This is a genomic window from Actinoplanes sp. NPDC051411, assembly GCF_040682075.1.
Classification (GTDB): Bacteria; Actinomycetota; Actinomycetes; order Mycobacteriales; family Micromonosporaceae; genus Actinoplanes.
In genome coordinates this window covers 80,036-98,986 of sequence record NZ_JBFBAD010000023.1, presented here as the reverse complement: position 1 = coordinate 98,986, position 18,951 = coordinate 80,036, and the positions used below count along the sequence as shown (strand labels likewise).

The 18,951-nt window shown below is 67.7% G+C and carries 16 protein-coding genes and 3 tRNA genes; 1 reads left to right on the top strand and 18 read right to left on the bottom strand.

Features of this window, described 5'->3' with window-relative positions:
• Window positions 1-103 precede the first annotated feature (103 nt).
• The 17 genes from AB0M88_RS15465 to AB0M88_RS15385 form a co-directional block, all read right to left on the bottom strand.
• Window positions 104-3,994 carry a DNA-directed RNA polymerase subunit beta' gene (locus AB0M88_RS15465; RefSeq protein WP_364101346.1) on the bottom strand — a complete coding sequence of 1,297 codons (3,891 nt, stop codon included), beginning with the start codon at window positions 3,992-3,994 and terminating at the stop codon, window positions 104-106.
• Window positions 3,995-4,077: 83 nt separating this feature from the next.
• The gene (gene rpoB / locus AB0M88_RS15460) at window positions 4,078-7,518 is read right to left on the bottom strand and encodes a DNA-directed RNA polymerase subunit beta (RefSeq protein WP_364101343.1); all 3,441 of its coding nucleotides are present in this window, start codon (window positions 7,516-7,518) and stop codon (window positions 4,078-4,080) included.
• Window positions 7,519-8,118: 600 nt separating this feature from the next.
• Complete coding sequence (gene rplL, locus AB0M88_RS15455) at window positions 8,119-8,502, bottom strand: 50S ribosomal protein L7/L12 (protein ID WP_364101340.1); 384 nt, start codon at window positions 8,500-8,502, stop codon at window positions 8,119-8,121.
• A gap of 54 nt (window positions 8,503-8,556) precedes the next feature.
• On the bottom strand, window positions 8,557-9,105 hold the full coding sequence (gene rplJ, locus AB0M88_RS15450) for a 50S ribosomal protein L10 (protein WP_364101337.1): 549 nt from the start codon (window positions 9,103-9,105) through the stop codon (window positions 8,557-8,559).
• A 274-nt stretch (window positions 9,106-9,379) separates the two neighbouring features.
• Window positions 9,380-10,060 carry a hypothetical protein gene (locus AB0M88_RS15445; protein ID WP_364101334.1) on the bottom strand — a complete coding sequence of 227 codons (681 nt, stop codon included), beginning with the start codon at window positions 10,058-10,060 and terminating at the stop codon, window positions 9,380-9,382.
• On the bottom strand, window positions 10,057-10,797 hold the full coding sequence (locus AB0M88_RS15440) for an ATP-binding cassette domain-containing protein (protein WP_364101331.1): 741 nt from the start codon (window positions 10,795-10,797) through the stop codon (window positions 10,057-10,059). The genes AB0M88_RS15445 and AB0M88_RS15440 overlap by 4 nt, the downstream gene beginning before the upstream one ends.
• Before the next feature lie 65 nt (window positions 10,798-10,862).
• The gene (rplA, locus tag AB0M88_RS15435; protein ID WP_364101328.1) at window positions 10,863-11,579 is read right to left on the bottom strand and encodes a 50S ribosomal protein L1; all 717 of its coding nucleotides are present in this window, start codon (window positions 11,577-11,579) and stop codon (window positions 10,863-10,865) included.
• A 101-nt stretch (window positions 11,580-11,680) separates the two neighbouring features.
• The gene (gene nusG, locus AB0M88_RS15430; protein ID WP_364101325.1) at window positions 11,681-12,406 is read right to left on the bottom strand and encodes a transcription termination/antitermination protein NusG; all 726 of its coding nucleotides are present in this window, start codon (window positions 12,404-12,406) and stop codon (window positions 11,681-11,683) included.
• Between the two features lie 80 nt (window positions 12,407-12,486).
• Entirely contained in the window at window positions 12,487-12,873 is a 387-nt protein-coding gene (gene secE / locus AB0M88_RS15425; protein WP_364101322.1) for a preprotein translocase subunit SecE, read from the bottom strand.
• Window positions 12,874-12,976: 103 nt separating this feature from the next.
• Window positions 12,977-13,049: transfer RNA gene (locus AB0M88_RS15420), tRNA-Trp, on the bottom strand.
• A gap of 121 nt (window positions 13,050-13,170) precedes the next feature.
• Window positions 13,171-13,563: a MaoC family dehydratase gene (locus tag AB0M88_RS15415; protein WP_364101319.1), complete on the bottom strand. Its 393-nt coding sequence runs from the start codon at window positions 13,561-13,563 to the stop codon at window positions 13,171-13,173.
• A complete protein-coding gene (locus tag AB0M88_RS15410) occupies window positions 13,560-14,009 on the bottom strand; it encodes a MaoC family dehydratase N-terminal domain-containing protein (RefSeq protein WP_364101316.1) in 450 nt (149 codons plus the stop codon). Before AB0M88_RS15410 ends, AB0M88_RS15415 begins: the two co-directional genes overlap by 4 nt.
• 69 nt (window positions 14,010-14,078) lie before the next feature.
• Window positions 14,079-14,246, bottom strand: coding sequence for a 50S ribosomal protein L33 (gene rpmG, locus AB0M88_RS15405; protein WP_364101313.1), 168 nt, complete (start codon window positions 14,244-14,246; stop codon window positions 14,079-14,081).
• A gap of 107 nt (window positions 14,247-14,353) precedes the next feature.
• A tRNA-Met gene (locus tag AB0M88_RS15400) sits at window positions 14,354-14,426 on the bottom strand.
• 47 nt (window positions 14,427-14,473) lie between these two features.
• Window positions 14,474-14,546, bottom strand: a tRNA-Thr gene (locus AB0M88_RS15395).
• A gap of 108 nt (window positions 14,547-14,654) precedes the next feature.
• On the bottom strand, window positions 14,655-17,183 hold the full coding sequence (locus AB0M88_RS15390) for an EAL domain-containing protein (protein WP_364101310.1): 2,529 nt from the start codon (window positions 17,181-17,183) through the stop codon (window positions 14,655-14,657).
• Window positions 17,184-17,237: 54 nt separating this feature from the next.
• Window positions 17,238-17,402 carry a hypothetical protein gene (locus AB0M88_RS15385; RefSeq protein ID WP_364101307.1) on the bottom strand — a complete coding sequence of 55 codons (165 nt, stop codon included), beginning with the start codon at window positions 17,400-17,402 and terminating at the stop codon, window positions 17,238-17,240.
• Window positions 17,403-17,661: 259 nt separating this feature from the next.
• On the opposite strand from AB0M88_RS15385, the gene AB0M88_RS15380 reads away from it, so the two are divergent.
• Complete coding sequence (locus AB0M88_RS15380; protein ID WP_364101304.1) at window positions 17,662-17,979, top strand: hypothetical protein; 318 nt, start codon at window positions 17,662-17,664, stop codon at window positions 17,977-17,979.
• On the opposite strand, the gene AB0M88_RS15375 is transcribed toward AB0M88_RS15380, so the two are convergent.
• A complete protein-coding gene (locus AB0M88_RS15375; RefSeq protein ID WP_364101301.1) occupies window positions 17,980-18,795 on the bottom strand; it encodes a sulfurtransferase in 816 nt (271 codons plus the stop codon).
• Window positions 18,796-18,951: the final 156 nt, after the last annotated feature.

Sequence of the window (18,951 nt, the reverse complement as noted above, 5' to 3'; positions counted from 1 at the left end):
CACTTGAGACGGTATTTCGCGGAGTACAGCGCTTCCTGCGAGCTCGGCCGGTGGATCTCGCGCAGCGCCGTGCCGATGCCGACCAGGTTGCGGCAGTTCAAAATCAGCGGTACGACCCGAAGTCGAAGTCGTCCAGCGGAACCGCCTGCCCACTGGCCGGTCCGAAGCCGTAGTCGGTCTCCGGGTAACCGGTCATCGAGTAGACCTTGGCCTTGGCCTCCTCGGTCGGCTCGACCCGGATGTTGCGGTACTTGCTGATGCCCGTACCGGCCGGGATGAGCTTGCCGATGATCACGTTCTCCTTGAGGCCGACGAGCGAGTCGCTACGCGAGTTGATCGCCGCGTCGGTCAGCACCCGGGTCGTCTCCTGGAAGGAGGCGGCCGAGAGCCAGGAGTCGGTGGCCAGCGAGGCCTTGGTGATACCCATCAGCACCGGACGACCGGCGGCGGGCTCGCCACCCTCGCCGACGAGCCGGCGGTTCTCCGACTCGAACAGCGCCCGGTCGACCAGCACGCCCGGCAGGAACTCCGCCGCGCCCGAGTCGATGACCGTCACCCGCTTCAGCATCTGGCGGATGATGATCTCGATGTGCTTGTCGTGGATGAGCACACCCTGCGAGCGGTAGACCTCCTGGACCTCCTGGGTCAGGTGGACCTGGACCGCCCGCGGACCCATGATCCGCAGAAGCTCGTGCGGGTCGATGGTGCCCTCGGTCAGCTTCTCGCCGACGCCGACGTGGTCGCCGTCGTGGGCCCGGAGCTTCACGCGCTTGGAGATCTTGTCGTACACGATCTCCTCGCTGCCGTCGTCCGGCACCACGATGATCTTTCGCGAGCGCTCGCCGTCCTCGATGCGGATGCGTCCCGGGGTGTCGGCGATGGGCGCCTTGCCCTTGGGAACGCGGGCCTCGAAGATCTCCTGCACACGCGGCAGACCCTGGGTGATGTCCTCACCCGCGACACCACCGGTGTGGAAGGTACGCATCGTCAGCTGCGTACCCGGCTCACCGATGGACTGGGCGGCGATGATGCCGACCGCCTCACCGATGTCCACGCCCTTGCCGGTCGGCAGCGAACGGCCGTAGCAGGCCGCGCACACGCCGAGCTTCGACTCACAGGTCAGCACGCTGCGTACCCGGACGTTCTCGACGCCGGCGGCGACGAGCTTCTCGACCAGGATCGAGTTGAGGTCCGAGCCACGGGCGACGACCAGGTTGCCGTTGGCGTCGTTGATGTCGTCGGCCAGCGTGCGGGCGTGCACACCGGTCTCCGCGTGCGTGTGCACGACCAGGGTGCCGTCCGGCTCCCGCTCGCCCACCTGCATCGGAATCGCGCGGTCGGTGCCGCAGTCCTCCTCGCGGATGATGACGTCCTGCGACACGTCCACCAGACGACGGGTCAGGTAACCCGAGTCGGCGGTACGCAGCGCGGTGTCGGCCAGGCCCTTACGGGCACCGTGGGTGGAGATGAAGTACTCCAGCACGGTCAGACCCTCGCGGTAGGACGAGGTGATCGGCCGCGGGATGATCTCACCCTTGGGGTTGGCCACCAGACCACGGATCGCCGCGATCTGCCGGAGCTGGAGGAGGTTACCGCGAGCGCCCGAGTTGATCATTACCCAGAGCGGGTTCTCGTGCGGCAGCGTGCTCTCCATCTCCTTGGAGATCTCGTTCGTCGCCTTGGTCCAGATCTCGATGAGCTCGCCTCGACGCTCCTCGGCGGTCATCAGACCACGCTGGTACTGCTTGTCGATGCGGTCCGCCTCGACCTGGTAGCGAGCGAGGATCTCCGGCTTGCGCGGAGGACCGATGACGTCGCCCATGCCGATCGTCACACCGGACCAGGTGGCCCAGTGGAAGCCGGCCTCCTTGAGCGCGTCCAGGGTCGCCGCGAGGGCCACCTTGGGGAAGCGCTCGGCGAGGTCGTTGACGATCGCCGACAGCTGACCCTTACGGATCTCGTAGTTGACGAACCGGTACCCCGGGGGCAGCGTCTCGTTGAAGATCACTCGGCCCAGGGTGGTGTCGACGAGCAGGTGCTCGCCCTCGGTCCAGTCCTCCGGAGCCTCCCACTTGGGGGCCTTGGCGCCGTTGTCGACACCGATGACCTCCCGCAGCCGGATCCGGATCGGCGCCTGCAGGTGCAGCTCGCCGTTGTCGAACGCCATCCGAGCCTCGGCGTCCGAGCTGAAGATCCGGCCCTCACCCTTGGCACCAGCGGTCTCGTGCGTCAGGTAGTAGAGACCGATGACCATGTCCTGGGTCGGCATGGTGACCGGCTTGCCGTCGGCCGGCTTGAGGATGTTGTTCGACGAGAGCATCAGGATGCGGGCCTCGGCCTGAGCCTCGGCCGACAGCGGCACGTGCACCGCCATCTGGTCGCCGTCGAAGTCCGCGTTGAACGCCGTACAGACGAGCGGGTGGATCTGGATCGCCTTGCCCTCGACCAGCTGCGGCTCGAAGGCCTGGATGCCCAGGCGGTGCAGCGTCGGCGCGCGGTTCAGCAGCACCGGGTGCTCGCTGATGACCTCTTCGAGGACGTCCCACACGACCGGGCGCTGACGCTCGACCATCCGCTTGGCCGACTTGATGTTCTGCGCGTGGTTCAGGTCGACCAGACGCTTCATCACGAACGGCTTGAACAGCTCCAGGGCCATCTGCTTGGGCAGACCGCACTGGTGCAGCTTGAGCCGCGGGCCGACGACGATGACCGAACGGCCGGAGTAGTCGACGCGCTTGCCGAGCAGGTTCTGACGGAACCGGCCCTGCTTGCCCTTGAGCATGTCGGACAGCGACTTCAGCGGTCGGTTACCCGGGCCGGTGACCGGCCGGCCGCGGCGGCCGTTGTCGAACAGTGCGTCGACGGCCTCCTGCAGCATCCGCTTCTCGTTGTTGACGATGATCTCGGGCGCGCCCAGGTCGATCAGGCGCTTGAGCCGGTTGTTCCGGTTGATCACGCGGCGGTACAGGTCGTTCAGGTCGCTGGTCGCGAAGCGGCCACCGTCGAGCTGCACCATCGGGCGCAGGTCTGGCGGGATGACCGGGACGCAGTCGAGCACCATGCCGAGCGGCGAGTTACGGGTGTTCAGGAACGCGGCGACGACCTTGAGGCGCTTGAGCGCACGGATCTTCCGCTGGCCCTTACCGCTGCGGATGATCTCCCGCAGGTTCTCGGCCTCGGCGTCCAGGTCCATGTTCTGCAGCAGCGCCTTGATCGCCTCGGCGCCCATGCCACCGGTGAAGTACTCACCGAAGCGGTCCCGCAGCTCGCGGTAGAGCAGCTCGTCGGTGACCAGCTGCTTGGAGTCGAGCTTGCGGAAGGTGTCGAGCACCTCGTCGAGCCGGTCGATCTCGCGCTGCGCCTTGTCGCGGATCTGGCGCATCTCGCGCTCGCCGGCCTCCTTGACCTTGCGGCGCACGTCGGCCTTGGCGCCCTCGGCCTCCAGCTCGGCCAGGTCCTGCTCGAGCTTGGCCGCGCGCTTCTCGATCTCCGAGTCGCGGCCGTTCTCCGACTGCCGCTTCTCAGCGAAGATCTCGTTCTCGATCGTGGACATGTCACGGTGACGCGCTTCGGCGTCCACGCTCGTGACCACGTACGAGGCGAAGTAGATGATCTTCTCGAGGTCCTTCGGCGCCAGGTCGAGCAGGTAGCCCAGCCGGCTCGGCACACCCTTGAAGTACCAGATGTGCGTCACCGACGCGGCCAGCTCGATGTGGCCCATGCGCTCACGGCGAACCTTGGACCGGGTCACCTCGACGCCACAGCGCTCGCAGATGATGCCCTTAAACCGGACCCGCTTGTACTTACCGCAGTAGCACTCCCAGTCCCGCTGCGGACCGAAGATCTTCTCGCAGAAGAGTCCGTCCTTCTCGGGCTTGAGCGTGCGGTAGTTGATCGTCTCGGGCTTCTTGACCTCGCCGTGCGACCACTGGCGGATGTCGTCAGCAGTGGCAAGGCCGATGCGCAACTCGTCGAAGAAGTTGACGTCGAGCACTTGGACTATCCCTCGTGTTTCGTTGCTCGGATAAATTCCAGGCCGGCGGGGCGGCCCCCGGCATCACCGGGGACCGCACTCCGTCAGATCTCTTCGACGCTGCTGACGCCCTCGTTCGGACGCCGGGACAGGTCGATGCCGAGTTCTTCCGCGGCCCGGAAGACCTCGTCGTCCGTCTCGCGCATCTCCAGGGCCACGCCGTCGCTGGACAGCACCTCGACGTTGAGGCACAGCGACTGCAGCTCCTTGAGCAGCACCTTGAAGGACTCGGGGATGCCCGGCTCCGGGATGTTCTCGCCCTTGACGATGGCCTCGTAGACCTTCACGCGGCCGAGCACGTCGTCGGACTTGATGGTGAGCAGCTCCTGCAACGCGTACGCCGCGCCGTAGGCCTGCATCGCCCAGCACTCCATCTCGCCGAACCGCTGGCCACCGAACTGGGCCTTACCACCGAGCGGCTGCTGCGTGATCATCGAGTACGGGCCGGTCGACCGTGCGTGGATCTTGTCGTCGACCAGGTGGTTCAACTTGAGGATGTAGACGTAGCCGACCGAGATCGGGTCGGGCAGCGGCTCGCCGGAACGACCGTCGAACAGCTGCGCCTTGCCGGCACCGTTGACCAGCCGCTTACCGTCGCGGTTGACCAGCGTCGACTCGAGCAGGCCCTTGATCTCCTCCTCGCGCGCACCGTCGAAGACGGGAGTCGCGACGTTCGAGTCCTTGACCGACTCGTGCGCCTCGATCGCGCGCAGCTGCCGCTTCCACTCGGTGTCGTCGCCCTCGATCGACCAGCCGGTCTTGGCAATCCACCCGAGGTGGGTCTCCAGGACCTGACCGATGTTCATACGCGAGGGCACACCGAGCGGGTTCAGCACGATGTCGACCGGGGTGCCGTCCTCGAGGAACGGCATGTCCTCGACCGGGAGGATCTTCGAGATGACGCCCTTGTTGCCGTGCCGGCCGGCGAGCTTGTCGCCGTCCTGGATCTTGCGCTTCTGGGCGACGTAGACCCGGACCAGCTCGTTCACACCCGGGGGCAGCTCGTCGCCGTCCTCGCGAGAGAACGTCCGGACGCCGATGACCGTGCCGGTCTCGCCGTGCGGCACCTTCAGCGAGGTGTCCCGGACCTCCCGGGCCTTCTCACCGAAGATCGCGCGCAGCAGCCGCTCCTCGGGGGTCAGCTCGGTCTCGCCCTTGGGCGTGACCTTGCCGACCAGGATGTCGCCGGGGACGACCTCGGCACCGATCCGGATGATGCCCCGCTCGTCGAGATCCGCCAGCATCTCCTCGGAGACGTTGGGGATGTCGCGGGTGATCTCCTCCGGGCCGAGCTTGGTGTCCCGGGCGTCGACCTCGTGCTCCTCGATGTGGATCGAGGTGAGGACGTCCTGCTGCACGAGGCGCTGCGACAGGATGATCGCGTCCTCGTAGTTGTGGCCCTCCCAGCACATGAACGCGACGAGCAGGTTACGGCCGAGGGCCATCTCCCCCTCGTCGGTGCACGGACCGTCGGCGATGACCTGGCCGGCCTCGACCCGGTCACCCTCGAAGACGACCGGCTTCTGGTTGACGCAGGAGCCGGCGTTCGAGCGGCGGAACTTGTGCAGCAGGTACGTACGCCGGTGACCGTCGTCCTGGTGGACCGTCACGTAGTCGGCGCACAGATCCTCGACCACACCGCCGACCTCGGCGACAACCACGTCACCGGCGTCGACCGCGGCACGGTACTCCATACCCGTACCGACCAGCGGGGCCTCGGCCTTGACCAGCGGCACCGCCTGGCGCTGCATGTTGGCACCCATGAGGGCGCGGTTGGCGTCGTCGTGCTCGAGGAACGGGATCATCGCGGTCGCGACCGAGGTCATCTGCCGCGGCGACACGTCCATGTAGTCGACCTGTGCACCGGGCACGTAGTCGACCTCACCGCCCTTACGGCGGACCAGGACGCGATCCTCGGCGAACGTGCCGTCGCTGCTCACCACGGCGTTCGCCTGCGCCTTGATGTACCGGTCTTCCTCGTCGGCGGTCAGGTAGTGGACCTCGTCGGTGACCCGGCCGTCCTCCACCTTCCGGTACGGCGTCTCGATGAAGCCGAACGGGTTGACCCGCGCGAACGTCGAGAGCGCGCCGATCAGGCCGATGTTCGGCCCCTCGGGCGTCTCGATCGGGCACATCCGGCCGTAGTGGGACGGGTGCACGTCGCGGACCTCGAAGCCGGCCCGCTCACGCGACAGACCACCCGGGCCGAGCGCGCTCAGCCGGCGCCGGTGGGTCAGGCCCGCCAGCGGGTTGGTCTGGTCCATGAACTGCGACAGCTGCGACGTGCCGAAGAACTCCTTGATCGCCGCCACCACGGGACGGATGTTGATCAGGGTCTGCGGCGTGATCGCCTCGACGTCCTGGGTCGTCATGCGCTCGCGCACGACGCGCTCCATCCGGGACAGGCCCACGCGGACCTGGTTCTGGATGAGCTCGCCGACGGTACGCAGGCGACGGTTGCCGAAGTGGTCGATGTCGTCGGCCTCGTAGCCCTCCTCACCGGCGTGCAGCCGGCAGAGGTAGTCCACGGTCTTGACGACGTCTTCCTCGGTCAGCGTGCCCCGGACGATCGGGACGTCGATGTCGAGCTTCTTGTTGAACTTGTAACGGCCGACCTTGGCGACGTCGTACCTCTTCGGGTTGAAGAAGAGGTTGTCGAGCAGGGTCTGCGCGTTCTCCCGGGTCGGGGGCTCCCCCGGACGGAGCTTGCGGTAAATGTCGAGCAGGGCCTCGTCCTGCCCGGCGATGTGGTCCTTCTCGAGGGTCGTCATGAGCAGCTCGGACCAGCCGAACCGCTCACGGATCTGGTCGGCCGACCAGCCGATCGCCTTCAGCAGGACCGTCACGGCCTGCCGGCGCTTGCGGTCGATCCGGACGCCCACGGTGTCGCGCTTGTCGATGTCGAACTCCAGCCAGGCACCCCGGCTGGGGATGACCTTGACGCTGGAGAGGTCGCGGTCGGAGGTCTTGTCCGGCTCCTTGGTGAAGTACACGCCCGGCGAGCGGACGAGCTGACTCACCACGACGCGCTCGGTGCCGTTGATGACGAACGTCCCCTTGGGGGTCATCATCGGGAAGTCACCCATGAACACGGTCTGGCTCTTGATCTCGCCGGTCGTGTTGTTGGTGAACTCCGCGGTCACGAACAGCGGTGCGCAGTAGGTCAGGTCCTTCTCTTTGCACTCCTCGATCGAGGCCTTGACCTCGTCGAATCGAGGAGACGAGAAAGACAGCGACATTGTGCCGGAGAAGTCCTCAATGGGACTGATCTCTTCGAGGATCTCTGCGAGGCCCGAGTGGGCGTGCGGGTCGTCCGTCGACCGGGCCTGCCAAGCCTCGTTTCCCACCAGCCAGTCGAAGGAATCCGTCTGGAGGGCGAGGAGGTTGGGGACCTCAAGTTGCTCGGTGATCCTGCCGAAAGAGACACGGCGGGGTGCGTAAGCGCTCGACGTACGGCTGGTCTTCGCAGGGCGGGAAGCTGCCAAGATGCGTCCTTCCGAGGACCGGTGCTGCTGATGCGGCTGCAGCTGCGGTATGCAACTGTCTGCGTGCACTCCAATGAACCCCCCAGAAATCATCCATGCGGATGTTCCGGCAGGGCTCAAGACAGAAGGCAGCGCAAACTAGCAGTGTAGCCGCTCGGCTAACCGCTGTCCAGCCCACACCGGAGGGGGCCTGCGGAACACGCCCCGGCGGCCTCTGACCTGCGCTTCCAGGGTCAGTGCCTCGTGCCAGGGCCGCTCGAACGCGGCTCAACTCCCTCGGGTGCCGATCTGAGAGGGCCGGACGAATCCGGTTGCCCCCAGGGCGGCTGTCGCAAGCGCGGAAACTTGCTGTTGTCAGCGTGCCTGTCAGCGGACACACAGTCAAGGGCTGCAGCGCGGGTCGAACCTCGACCATCGCCCGCCAGGCACGTCCTAGCGACCATACTCCAGACAATGTCCGGTTGGACCGGCTTTGGCGGTCGGCTGCCCGACACTCGCGAAGTGTGCCGTCACCAGCGATTTCACGCGTAAAACACCGCCGGCGGCGACCCGGTCACACAGGTCGCCGCCGGCGGCAAGAGAAAGCACCGGAGCTTTAGATCACTTGAGGGTGACCTTGGCGCCCTCGGCCTCGAGCTTGGCCTTGGCAGCCTCGGCCTTCTCCTTGTTGACACCCTCGAGGATCGCCTTGGGGGCGGCCTCAACGGCGTCCTTGGCCTCCTTGAGGCCCAGGCCGGTCAGCTCACGCACGACCTTGATGACCTGGATCTTCTTGCCACCGTCGCCGTCGAGAACGACGTCGAAGGAATCCTGCTCGACCGCGGCCTCGGCGGCCGGCGCCGCGCTACCGGCGGCGGCAACCGCGACCGGAGCGGCGGCCTGGACGTCGAAGACGTCCTCGAACTGCTTCACGAACTCCGACAGCTCGATCAGCGTCATTTCCTTGAACGCGTCGAGCAGCTCGTCGGTGCTGAGCTTCGCCATGTCTGGCAACCTTTCCTAGCTTCTGATTTAGACGTTGCTCGGTTCGCGGGGCCGTCAGGCGGCCTCGGCGGAACCGTCCTTCTCGCGCTCGGCACGCAGGGCGTCCACCAGGCGTACGGCCTGGGAAAGCGGAGCCTGGAACGTGGCCGCGGCCTTGCTCAGGTTGCCCTTCATGGCGCCGGCCAGCTTGGCCAGCAGCACCTCACGGGACTCGAGGTCGGCGAGCTTGTTGACCTCGTCGGCGGTGAGCGCCTTGCCCTCGAATACGCCGCCCTTGATGACCAGGACGGGGTGGGCCTTGGCGAAAGCCCGCAGGCTCTTGGCCGCCTCGACCGGGTCACCGCTGACGAAAGCGAGCGCGGTAGGACCGGTGAACAGCGTGTCAAGGCCCTCGATGCCCGCGTCGGTCGCCGCACGCTTCGCGAGCGTGTTCTTCGACACGGAGTACGTGGTTTCCTGGCCCAGCGAGCGCCGCAGCTCGGTGAGCTGGGCAACCGTGAGACCGCGGTACTCGGTCAACACGGTGGCCGACGAGTTACGGAAGTTGTCCGTGAGCTCGGCGACGGCACTGGCCTTGTCGGCCCGGACCGGCTTGTCCGCCATGTCCCTCCTCTCTCAATGCTCGAACCACTGGGAGAAGAAGCCGCAGAATGAGAAACGCCCCGGCGCAGGGCGCACGGGGCGGATGGGGCGCAGGGCCCGATCACGAACCGTTCTCCCCTGCGCGGGCCGTCCGCATCGAGCGGATCCTTCGGCCACGGCCCCATCATTTGACGAAACGTCTCACGACGGCAGCTGCGGCAACCAGCGGTCTGTGGGTGGAACTTCGCTGATAAGAGTACGCAGTGGGGCCGCGACCGCCAAATCGGGCCGGTGATCAGGAGCGGGAGCGGCGGAGAGAGGCGTAGCCGGTGAAGGCGGCGGCGGTCCAGAGCACGGCCCACGCGATCAGCCGGGTCAGGGTGCCGGCCGGAGGGGTGCCGGAGTCGTTGAGGGCCCGGGCGGTCGCCATCACCGGCGGGACCAGCCACGGCGCCCATGAGCCCTTCAGGCCCAGGACCACCACCAGGACGGCGGCGACGGTGAGGATGGCGACGCCGGTGCGAGCGTTGCGAGTCACGGCCCGGCTGGCCAGGGCGCCGAGCGCGATCGCGGGCGGGATGGCCAGCAGGTGGGCCAGGATGCCGAGAACGACGCCGCCGGCCAGGGACTTCGCCGGGTCGATGCCGTGGAACAGCCACGGGGCGCCCATGGCCAGCGCGCAGACGATCAGGGAGATCACGAGCGCGGCCAGCACGCCGGCCACGGCCTCGCGGGCCGGGCCGACGGAGATGCGGGCCAGGCGGCGCTGGGTGTCGGGCTCGGCGTCAAGCAGGATCTTGGTGAGCCACGCCAGGACGGGGAAGAGGGCGGCGGCGGAATAGCCGTACGCGATCGCGGCCGGAGAGGCCCCACCGCCGTAGATGACGCCGAGGACGACCAGGACGGCGATAGCGGGCGGGAGCGCGCGGCCACCGCGGACGAAACCGGACAGGCGCATCCGGGTCAGGGCGGTCATCGGGCGTCCATCTCGCGTACGCCCACCACGCGGTGACCCGCGGCACGCAGCCGGACCACCGCTTGGTCGGCGTCCGCCCGGCGGACCGCGACCTGCACGATGACCTCCTCGTGCCGCCCGGCCTCGGCATCCTCCTGAGCGGCGGTGACCGTGCCGTCGGCGACCGTCCAGTGGCGGGCGCCGGCGAGGGTCGTGATCTCGCCGCGGTGGTCGCTGACCAGCACCGAGCCGCCGGCCGTGGTGACCTCGGCGACGATGCCGGGGATCAGGGTGCGGGCGGCCGCGTCGAGACCCTCCCAGGGCTCGTCGAGAACCAGCAGCTCCGGCCGCACGAGCAGGGCCTGGGCGAGACCGACCTTCTGCGCGGTGCCCTTGGAGAGGTCGGCCAGGCGGGTGCCGGCGTGCTCGGAGAGCAACAGGCGCTCGATCCAGCGGTCGACGACCGCCGGATCGGCCTGGCCGCGCACCTCGGCCATCCGGTGCAGATAGCCCCCCGCGGTGAACGGCTGGTCGGCCGGGAAGCGCTCGGGGACCCAGCCGACGACCGAGGGACGGCCGCGGACCGTGCCCCGGGTCGGCCGCAGCACGCCCGCCGCCAGCTGGAGCAAGGTCGACTTGCCGGCCCCGTTGCGGCCCAGCACGACGACCGTCTCGCCCGGCTCGACGACCTGATCGACCTCGTGCAGCGTCCAGCCGGCGCGACGCGCGTACCGGAAAGCGACCTGCTCGAAACGCACGACCGGAAGCCTCCCACAAGAAAGGCCCCCGGGGTTGTCCCCGGGGGCCTCGCCTTCGACTGCGATCAGGCTTCGACGCCCTCGGCGCGGATGCCCTTCACCACGTTGGGGTCGACCGGGACGCCCGGGCCCATCGTGGTGCTGAAGGTGACCTTCTTGAGGTATTTGCCCTTGGCCGCCGACGGCTTGGCCCGCAGGACCTCGTCGAGGGCGGCGGCGTAGTTGTCCTTCAGCTGCTCCTCGGAGAACGAGGCCTTGCCGATGATCAAGTGAAGGTTGGAGTGCTTGTCCACCCGGAAGGTGATCTTGCCGCCCTTGATCTCGTTGACCGCCTTGGTCACGTCCATCGTGACGGTGCCGGTCTTCGGGTTGGGCATGAGGCCACGCGGGCCGAGGATCCGGGCGATCCGGCCGATCTTGGCCATCTGGTCCGGGGTGGCGATCGCGGCGTCGAAATCGAGCCAGCCGCCCTGGATGCGGGCGACGAGCTCGTCGGTGCCGACCTCGTCGGCGCCGGCCGCGACAGCCTCTTCGGCCTTCGCACCCTGCGCGAACACGATCACCCGGGCGGTCTTGCCGGTGCCGTGGGGCAGGTTGACGACGCCGCGGACCATCTGGTCGGCCTTACGAGGGTCGACGCCCAGCCGCATCGCGACCTCGACGGTCGCGTCGAACTTGGTCGGGTTCGACTCCTTGGCCAGCTTGATGGCATCGCTGGGGTCGTAGAGCTTGTTGGGGTCGATCTGCTCGGCTGCCTTGCGGTAGCCCTTGCCGTGCTGCATTTCATTACTCCTGTGGTTGTTGGCGGGCCGCGCGGATCACGGCCCTCCCACTGACTGCGCTTTGTCTAATCAGACCCTGTACTGGTCAGACCCTGTACTGGTCAGATCTTGGCGACCTGGTTGAAGTTGAGCTCCACCGGCGTCTCACGGCCGAAGATGGAGACCAGAACCTTCAACTTCTGCTGGTCGGCATTAATTTCGCTGATCGAGGCCGGCAGCGAGGCGAAGGCACCGTCGGTGACGGTGACCGAGTCACCGACCTCGAAGTCGAGCACCTTGATCTCGACCTTCGCCTTCTTCTCCTCCAGCTCGACCGCCGGGGCGAGCCACTTGAGGACCTCGTCCAGCGAGAGCGGGGCCGGCCGGTCGACCCGGTCGGTGGCGCCCACGAAGCCGGTCACACCGGGCGTGTTGCGGACGCAGGAGTAGGACTCGGGGGTCAGGTCCATGCGGACCAGGATGTAGCCCGGGAAGACCTTGGCCTGCACCTGGTTGCGCTTGCCGTTCTTGACCTCGACCTCTTCGCGGGTCGGCACCTCGACCTGGAAGATGAAGTCCTCCATGTCGAGGCTGGTGATGCGGGTCTCGAGGTTGGTCTTGACCTTGTTCTCGTAGCCCGCGTACGAGTGCACGACATACCAGTCGCCGGGGGCATAGCGCAGCTTCTGCCGCAGCTCCTGCACCGGGTCGTAGTCCTCGTCGTCAGCGACCACCGCCACGGCAGCCGTCTGCTCCTCGGTGGCGGCCTCGATCGACTCGTCGGCGGCCGCGGTCTCCACCGACTCCTCGTCGGCGACCGTCGCGGTCTCGTCGTCGTACTCAGGCACGCTCGCTCACTTCCAGATGTCTCTTCGTCTCGGGCGGCAGCGGTCGAACCGCTGCCGGTCGGGTCGTGCCCGACGGCCGATCAGCCGCCGAACGCCCAGAGGATGCCCTTGCCGAACCCGTAGTCCAACAGGCCCACAATGGCCGTCATGACCGTCACGAAGCCGATCACGATGGTCGTGTAGGTGATCAGCTCCTTGCGGGTCGGCCAGATGACCTTACGCAGTTCGCTGACGACCTCACGGAAGAAACCGCCGATGAGGCCGAACAGGCCGGCGCGGCGGACCTCCTTCTTCGCCTTCGGCTGGCCGGAGCCCTTGGTGCGCTCCTTGACCGCGGTGCCACCACGGCCTACCGGCTCGTCGTCCTCGACCTCGTCGTCCGCCACCTCATCATCGGCGACAGCGTCGGCGTCGTAGACCTCGTCAGCCGGGTCACCGGCGTCACCGGGTCGGTCCCTCTCGGCCATAGCGCCCTACTTCCGTCATCGTGATGATGGGGGTCCCGTCAGCGCTCGACCGGCGCCGGGTCGTGCGGACCGCGCACCGGGCGGGCACGTCTAGGAGGTTGCGCAGGGGTGACAGGACTTGAACCTGCAGCCTGCGGTTTTGGAGACCGCTGCTCTGCCAATTGAGCTACACCCCTGTGCGAGGCACCTTTCCCGCTCGGCGACATGCGTCGTCGAGTGGGTCACTGCCCCACGGCGCACCAGTGTACGGGTTCACACCCGGATCGCCCAACCCGGGTCACCGTGGCGTCACTGGACTCATTTACGGATGACTGCCTGGGCCAGCGAGAGAACCTTTTCCCCCTGGCAGGTGGCGGTCAGGGCCAGCCTGAGGTGCCCCTCATCGGTCGTGTCCTTGACCGTGGCCGACACGACCACCTCGGTACCCTCGTCGGTGTCGGGCACCGGCACCGGACGGCTGAACCGGACACTGAACTCGACCACCGCGTCGGCCGCGCCGGCCCAGGTGGTCACCGCCCGGCCGACCAGCGCCATCGTGAACATGCCGTGGGCGATCACGCCGGGCAGGCCGACACCGGTGGCGAAGCGCTCGCTCCAGTGGATCGGGTTGAAGTCGCCCGACGCGCCGGCGTAGCGCACCAGGTCGGCCCGGGTGACCCGGAAGGTCTGCGGTTCCAACCGGTCGCTCACTTGTCGTCTCCCCGCTGCACCAGCTTGGACCAGGCGGTGAGCACCGGCTCGCCGGACTCGGTGGTCACGTCGGTGCGGGTGGTCAGGAAGTCGTGGCCACCCCGGGTGGTGATCTCTTCGATCTTGTTGTGGCAGACCAGGGTGTCGCCGGCGACGACCGGACGGGCGTACGCGAACTTCTGGTCGCCGTGCACCACGCGGCTGTAGTCCATGCCCAGCTCGGGGTCCTCGATGAACTGCTTGCTCGAGCCCATCGTCACGATCACCGGGAAGGTCGGCGGGGCGACCACGTCGGCATAACCGCGGGCCCGGGCGGCCTCGGGGTCGTGATATTCGGCCTCGGTGGCGCCGATGGCCCGGGCGAACTCCCGGATCTTCTCTCGGCCGACGAGGTAGGGCTCGGTCGGCGGATACGTACGGCCGACAAATGACTGGTCCAGGGGCATGCCCCACAGACTAAACCGCGCCGCCCGGAGCAGATCCGGACGGCGCGGTCAGTAGCTCGAAGCCGAGAGTCAGCGTGTCTCGCGGTGCAGGGTGTGGCGGCCGTCCCGCGGGCAGAACTTCTTCAGCTCGACGCGGTCGGGGTCGTTACGCCGATTCTTCTTGGTGATGTAGTTCCGCTCCTTGCACTCCGTACACGCCAGGGTGATCTTCGGACGGACGTCGGTCGCCTTGGCCACGGCGGGGAGCCTTCCTGCTCACGGGTTTCGTATTACCGGCGTACCAGCGTAGACGCTTGGCGGGCCGAACTGCAAAGTGGGGACCCCGGGCGGGATCCCGTATCAAGTAGCGAGGGCCGGACTTGAACCGGCGACACAGCGATTATGAGCCGCTTGCTCTGCCAACTGAGCTACCCCGCCGCGCCAGGCTTGCGTCCTGCGCCTGCGGCGGCGAACGAACCCGGTAGAGCCCCCTTACGGAATCGAACCGTAGACCTTCTCCTTACCATGGAGACGCTCTGCCGACTGAGCTAAGGGGGCCGGCTGCAAATCAGATCAGCGCGCGATCTCTCGCCCGCTGCGGAGATAAGACTACACGGCCGGTCGGCGGGGGTGAAACCGGATCCCCCCGTGTCGTGAAACCGCTGGTCATATGACCGCTCGGAGCCTCCGGACCTCGCCCGCGGGAGTGGTCGTCGGCTCGGTGCGGGCGCTGAACCAGGCCTCGAGACGTTCGTACGGCAGCGGGCGGCTGAAGAGATAGCCCTGGCCGATCTCGCAGCCCATCTCCTCGAGCAGATCGAGGGTGAGCTCGCTCTCGACGCCCTCCGCGACCACGGTCAGCCCGAACTCGCGGGAGAGGCTGATCACGGCCCGGACGATCGCCAGATCGCCGGAGTCGGTCGCCATGCCCTGCACGAAGCTGTCGTCGATCTTGACCTCTTGGACCGGCCACTGCCGCAGATAGGACAGCGACGAGGCGCCGGTGCCGAAATCGTCGACGCTCAGCCGCACGCCCAGGTCGCGCAGACGGTAAAGAGTGGGCAGGACGCGCTCGATGTCGCCGAGCATGCCCGGCTCCGAGATCTCGAAGGTCACCTGGGCCGGAGCCACCTCGTATTGCTCCAGCAACGCCTCGACCTGGTCGGGGAAGCGGGAGTCGAGCAGGGTGCGGACCGAGAGGTTGACCGCGATCGAGAGCGGACGGTCGGCCTGGGCCCACTCGGAGCAGCGCCGCAGACCCTCGGTGAGCACCACCTCGGTGAGCCGCGAGAGCTGGCCGGTGTGCTCGGCGACCGCGACGAAGTCTTCCGGGGCCACCTCGCCGTGCGCCGGGTGCTGCCAGCGGGCCAGACACTCGACGCCGACCAGGTGACGGTCGGCGAGCGTGACCTTGGGTTGGAAGTAGACGTCGACCAGGCCACTGTCGAGGGCCTGGCGCAGGTCGGCCGCGATGCCCAGACGACGGACGGCCCGGGACTCCAGGGCGGGGTGGAACAGCTGCACCCCGTACGGAAGCACCTTGGCCGAATTTCCGGCCAGCTCGGCTCTCTGCAGCAAGGTCTCGGGATCGTCGCCGTGATCCGGATAGACCGCGACCCCGACCGCGGTGCCGACGTCGAGCGTGAGCGAGCCCACCGTCATCGGCCCGCGCAACTGCTCGCGCATCTCGGTCGCGAGCCGGACGGTCGCGTCGGTGCTCTCGGCGCGCAGGGTGACCACGAACTCGTCGCCGCCGATCCGCCCGACCAGGGCGCCCGGTCCGGCGATGCTCCGGAGACGCCCGGCCACCTCGGCCAGCAGCTTGTCGCCGGCCGCGTGGCCCATCGACTCGTTGACGTCGCGCTGGCCGTCGACGTCGAAGAGCAGCACCGCGACGACCTCCTCCTCGGCCCGGACCTTCACCGACTCGGCGAGCGCGTCGACGATGCGGCGGCGGTTGGGCAGAGCGGTGAGGCGGTCGTGGTAGGCGTCGTAGCGCAGGCGGTCGACCAGGCGGGCGTTCTCGACTGCGACCGAGACATGCGCGGCGACCGTCTCGAGCACCTGGACGTCGCCGTCGCGGAACGTGCGGGCGTCGCCGAGCCGGTTGCAGACCTCCAGGGTGCCGATCTGCGTCTGGCCCGACCGCAACGGCACGACGATGGCGTCCTTGATCTTCGAGCCCCGCAGCGCCTCGCGGAGGTCGCGCGCGTCGTCGAACTGCGGACCGACCGCGACCGTGCGCCCGGCGCTGAGCACCTGGTCACGAAGGGGGACCGGCGTCGGCGAAAGGTCGAGCAGACCACGATTTTCCACCCGCGCGGTGAGGAGCACCTCGGGATGGCGGCCCTGGGGAGCGAGCCACAGGGTGGCGTACTCCGAACGCATGAGCGCACGGACCCGGCCGAGCAGCACATCGGGCAGGCTCGCCTCGTTGCGCTCGTCGCGGACCGCCTTGGTGAGTTCGTAGACCTCGGAGAGGGTGCGGTGCTGCCGGAAGAACTCGGCGAACGATCGCAGCACCAGCATCAGCGCGCCGACCAGCACGACCAGGAGCACGGCCGACCAGCGGGTCGCCTCGAGGGCGACCAGGAAGACCAGCCCGAGCACGATGTTGACGCCGGACGTCAGCAGGGTCGGAAGGCTGGCCCGCAACGCTTCCAGGCCGGCGCGGCGGCTCTGCACCGCGGCCATCACACCGGAGAGGGCGAACACGTGGACCAGCGCGCCGAGAGACACGGCCAGGAACAGGATGCCCCAGGTGCCGGGACCGGCGTTCTTCATGTGAGGCAGGGCGGCGATCACGATCAGCGCCGCCGAGACGCTGGCGGCCGACTTGGCGACGTTGAACCAGATCTTGGTGAGCTCGTAGCCGGAGCGGCCCTGGGTGATGAGCGGCGCGAGAGTCGCGACCAGGATCGCCATCACCGGCGGGAGGTAGTAAAGAACGAGGACCAGCGGCAGCTCGGTCGCGACAAGGGTGAAGGTCTGCCGGCGCACGACGACGTTGATAACGCCGACATAGGCGATCATCAGCCCAATCAGGGCAATCAGGCCGCCACGCCAGGATTCATACCAGTGCGGTTGTTGGTACCAGAAAACGGTGATGCAAAGGAAAGAGCACAGCGCAAGCGGGGTCGTAACCAACCACGCATATTGCGCGGAGCGCCGCGACGGTCGCGAGCGTCCTGCCATGGCGCTCCCTCATCAGTCGACGCGCGGCGTCTTCGCCGTGCACGCCCGTAGGCGCTATTCCCAGACGACTTCCAGCATCTGCGCCGCTTGGGCGCTGCGAACGGTGGCCGGCGCCCCCGCGTGGTTGGCGCTGATTTCAGCAGCACCCACGCCGCCAGCAAACAGCGCGGCAACCACGAAAACCAGGCGCGCAAGGCGTCCTAGCTTCCTTGTGGACATATTCGACTCCTGCGTTTGTGACACACACCGGTGGGGGGTCACATGATGGTGCCACACCTGCTGTGCGACGGGGAGTGTCCGACGGCGGGTCGAAGCCACACATACCGAAATCCTGACCGAACGGTTGAGGGATGCCTGCGTGGACGGGCCGCAAAATTGACAGCTTTAGGTCCGAAATAGCCGGAGATATGAGGTCGTTTCACGTCGTTACTGTCAAGTTGCCTTGACGTCAGGGAGGCCTGACGAGAGACTGTCGCGCGTGACTTCCCCGGACGAACTCGAGCGCGAACACACGCTCTCGACGGCTACAACGCGCTACGACGAGCTGAGGATGCGAGACGCCCTCTCCTCGGTGCGCGAGCACGCCGACGGGACACCCCTCAACCGGGAAGAAGCGCTGGAAATGCTCGCCCTCAGCGAGGTCGTGATCCGGAAGGCGGGCTACGGGCGGCAGGCGATGGTGCGGTCGGCGCGCGAAGCAGGCGCCTCCTGGACCCAGATCGGACTGGCCCTCGGCAGCAGCAAACAGGCCGCCTGGGAGGCGCACAGCCGCTGGCTGGAGTCCGGCTCCCTTTAACTAACCGGTCTCGGCCGGCCGGTCCGTGTGGCTGTACTGCGACCACGAACCCGGATAGAGACGACCCGGGCCGAAACCGGCCCGTTCCAGAGCGAGCAGGTTGTGACAGGCGGTCACGCCGGAACCACAGTAGGAAATGACGTCGGCGCCGGCGGTCACACCGGCCGCGACGAACCGCGCACGCAGCACCTCGGGCGACTCGAACCGGCCGGACGCGTCGACGTTGTCCCGGCACGGGACACTGTGGGCACCCGAGATGTGACCGGGGCGGGCATCGAGCGTCTCGTTCTCACCCCGGAAACGGTCGGCCGGGCGGGCATCGATCACCACAGACCCGCCGGACCGGCCGGACGCCGCCTCGTCGATGGTCGCCAGACGCTCCGCCGGCCACGGCCGGACAGAGAAAGACCCGCGAGAAGGCTGCGGCTGCGAGGTTTCCAGCTTTCCCGTGTACGCGGTGAGACCGCCGTCGAGAAGCGCGGCGTCCCGGCCGGTGGACCGCAGCATCCACACCAGGCGCGCGGCCATGACACCGCCGGCATCGTCGTACGCGATAAGGGTGTCGTCATCGCTCAGCCCGAGCGACGCCATCCGTTCGGAGAAGAACGCGGGGTCGGGCAGCGGATGCCGGCCCTCGGCCGGCGACGCGGGAGCGGCGAGATCGTGATGGAGGTCGACGAAGATCGCGCCGGGGAGGTGGCCGCCGTCGTAGGCCGCACGGCCGGACCGCCCGTCGAGGTAGTAACGCACGTCGGCGAGGAGGACGCGGCCGGGGAGCGCTTGGATTTGAGCTAGGTCGACAACGGGTTCGATCACTGTTCCTTCTTACTCCCTCGGCTTACTCCCCCGGCCTTGCTCCCCCGGCCTCGCTCCCCCGGCCTCGCTTCACGGCTTGTTCCGCGGCCTGCTCCCCCGGCCTCGCTCGCCAGCTTGCTCCCCGGCCTTGCTCCCCGCTTTGCTCCCCGCTTTGCT

Coding starts and splice junctions, on each gene's coding strand:
- AB0M88_RS15390 (WP_364101310.1), bottom strand. CDS start 17,183: ATGGCAGGACGCTCGCGACCGTCGCGGCGCTCCGCGCAATATGCGTGG.
- rplL (WP_364101340.1), bottom strand. CDS start 8,502: ATGGCGAAGCTCAGCACCGACGAGCTGCTCGACGCGTTCAAGGAAATG.
- AB0M88_RS15410 (WP_364101316.1), bottom strand. CDS start 14,009: ATGCCCCTGGACCAGTCATTTGTCGGCCGTACGTATCCGCCGACCGAG.
- AB0M88_RS15445 (WP_364101334.1), bottom strand. CDS start 10,060: ATGACCGCCCTGACCCGGATGCGCCTGTCCGGTTTCGTCCGCGGTGGC.
- AB0M88_RS15385 (WP_364101307.1), bottom strand. CDS start 17,402: ATGTCCACAAGGAAGCTAGGACGCCTTGCGCGCCTGGTTTTCGTGGTT.
- rplJ (WP_364101337.1), bottom strand. CDS start 9,105: ATGGCGGACAAGCCGGTCCGGGCCGACAAGGCCAGTGCCGTCGCCGAG.
- secE (WP_364101322.1), bottom strand. CDS start 12,873: ATGGCCGAGAGGGACCGACCCGGTGACGCCGGTGACCCGGCTGACGAG.
- rplA (WP_364101328.1), bottom strand. CDS start 11,579: ATGCAGCACGGCAAGGGCTACCGCAAGGCAGCCGAGCAGATCGACCCC.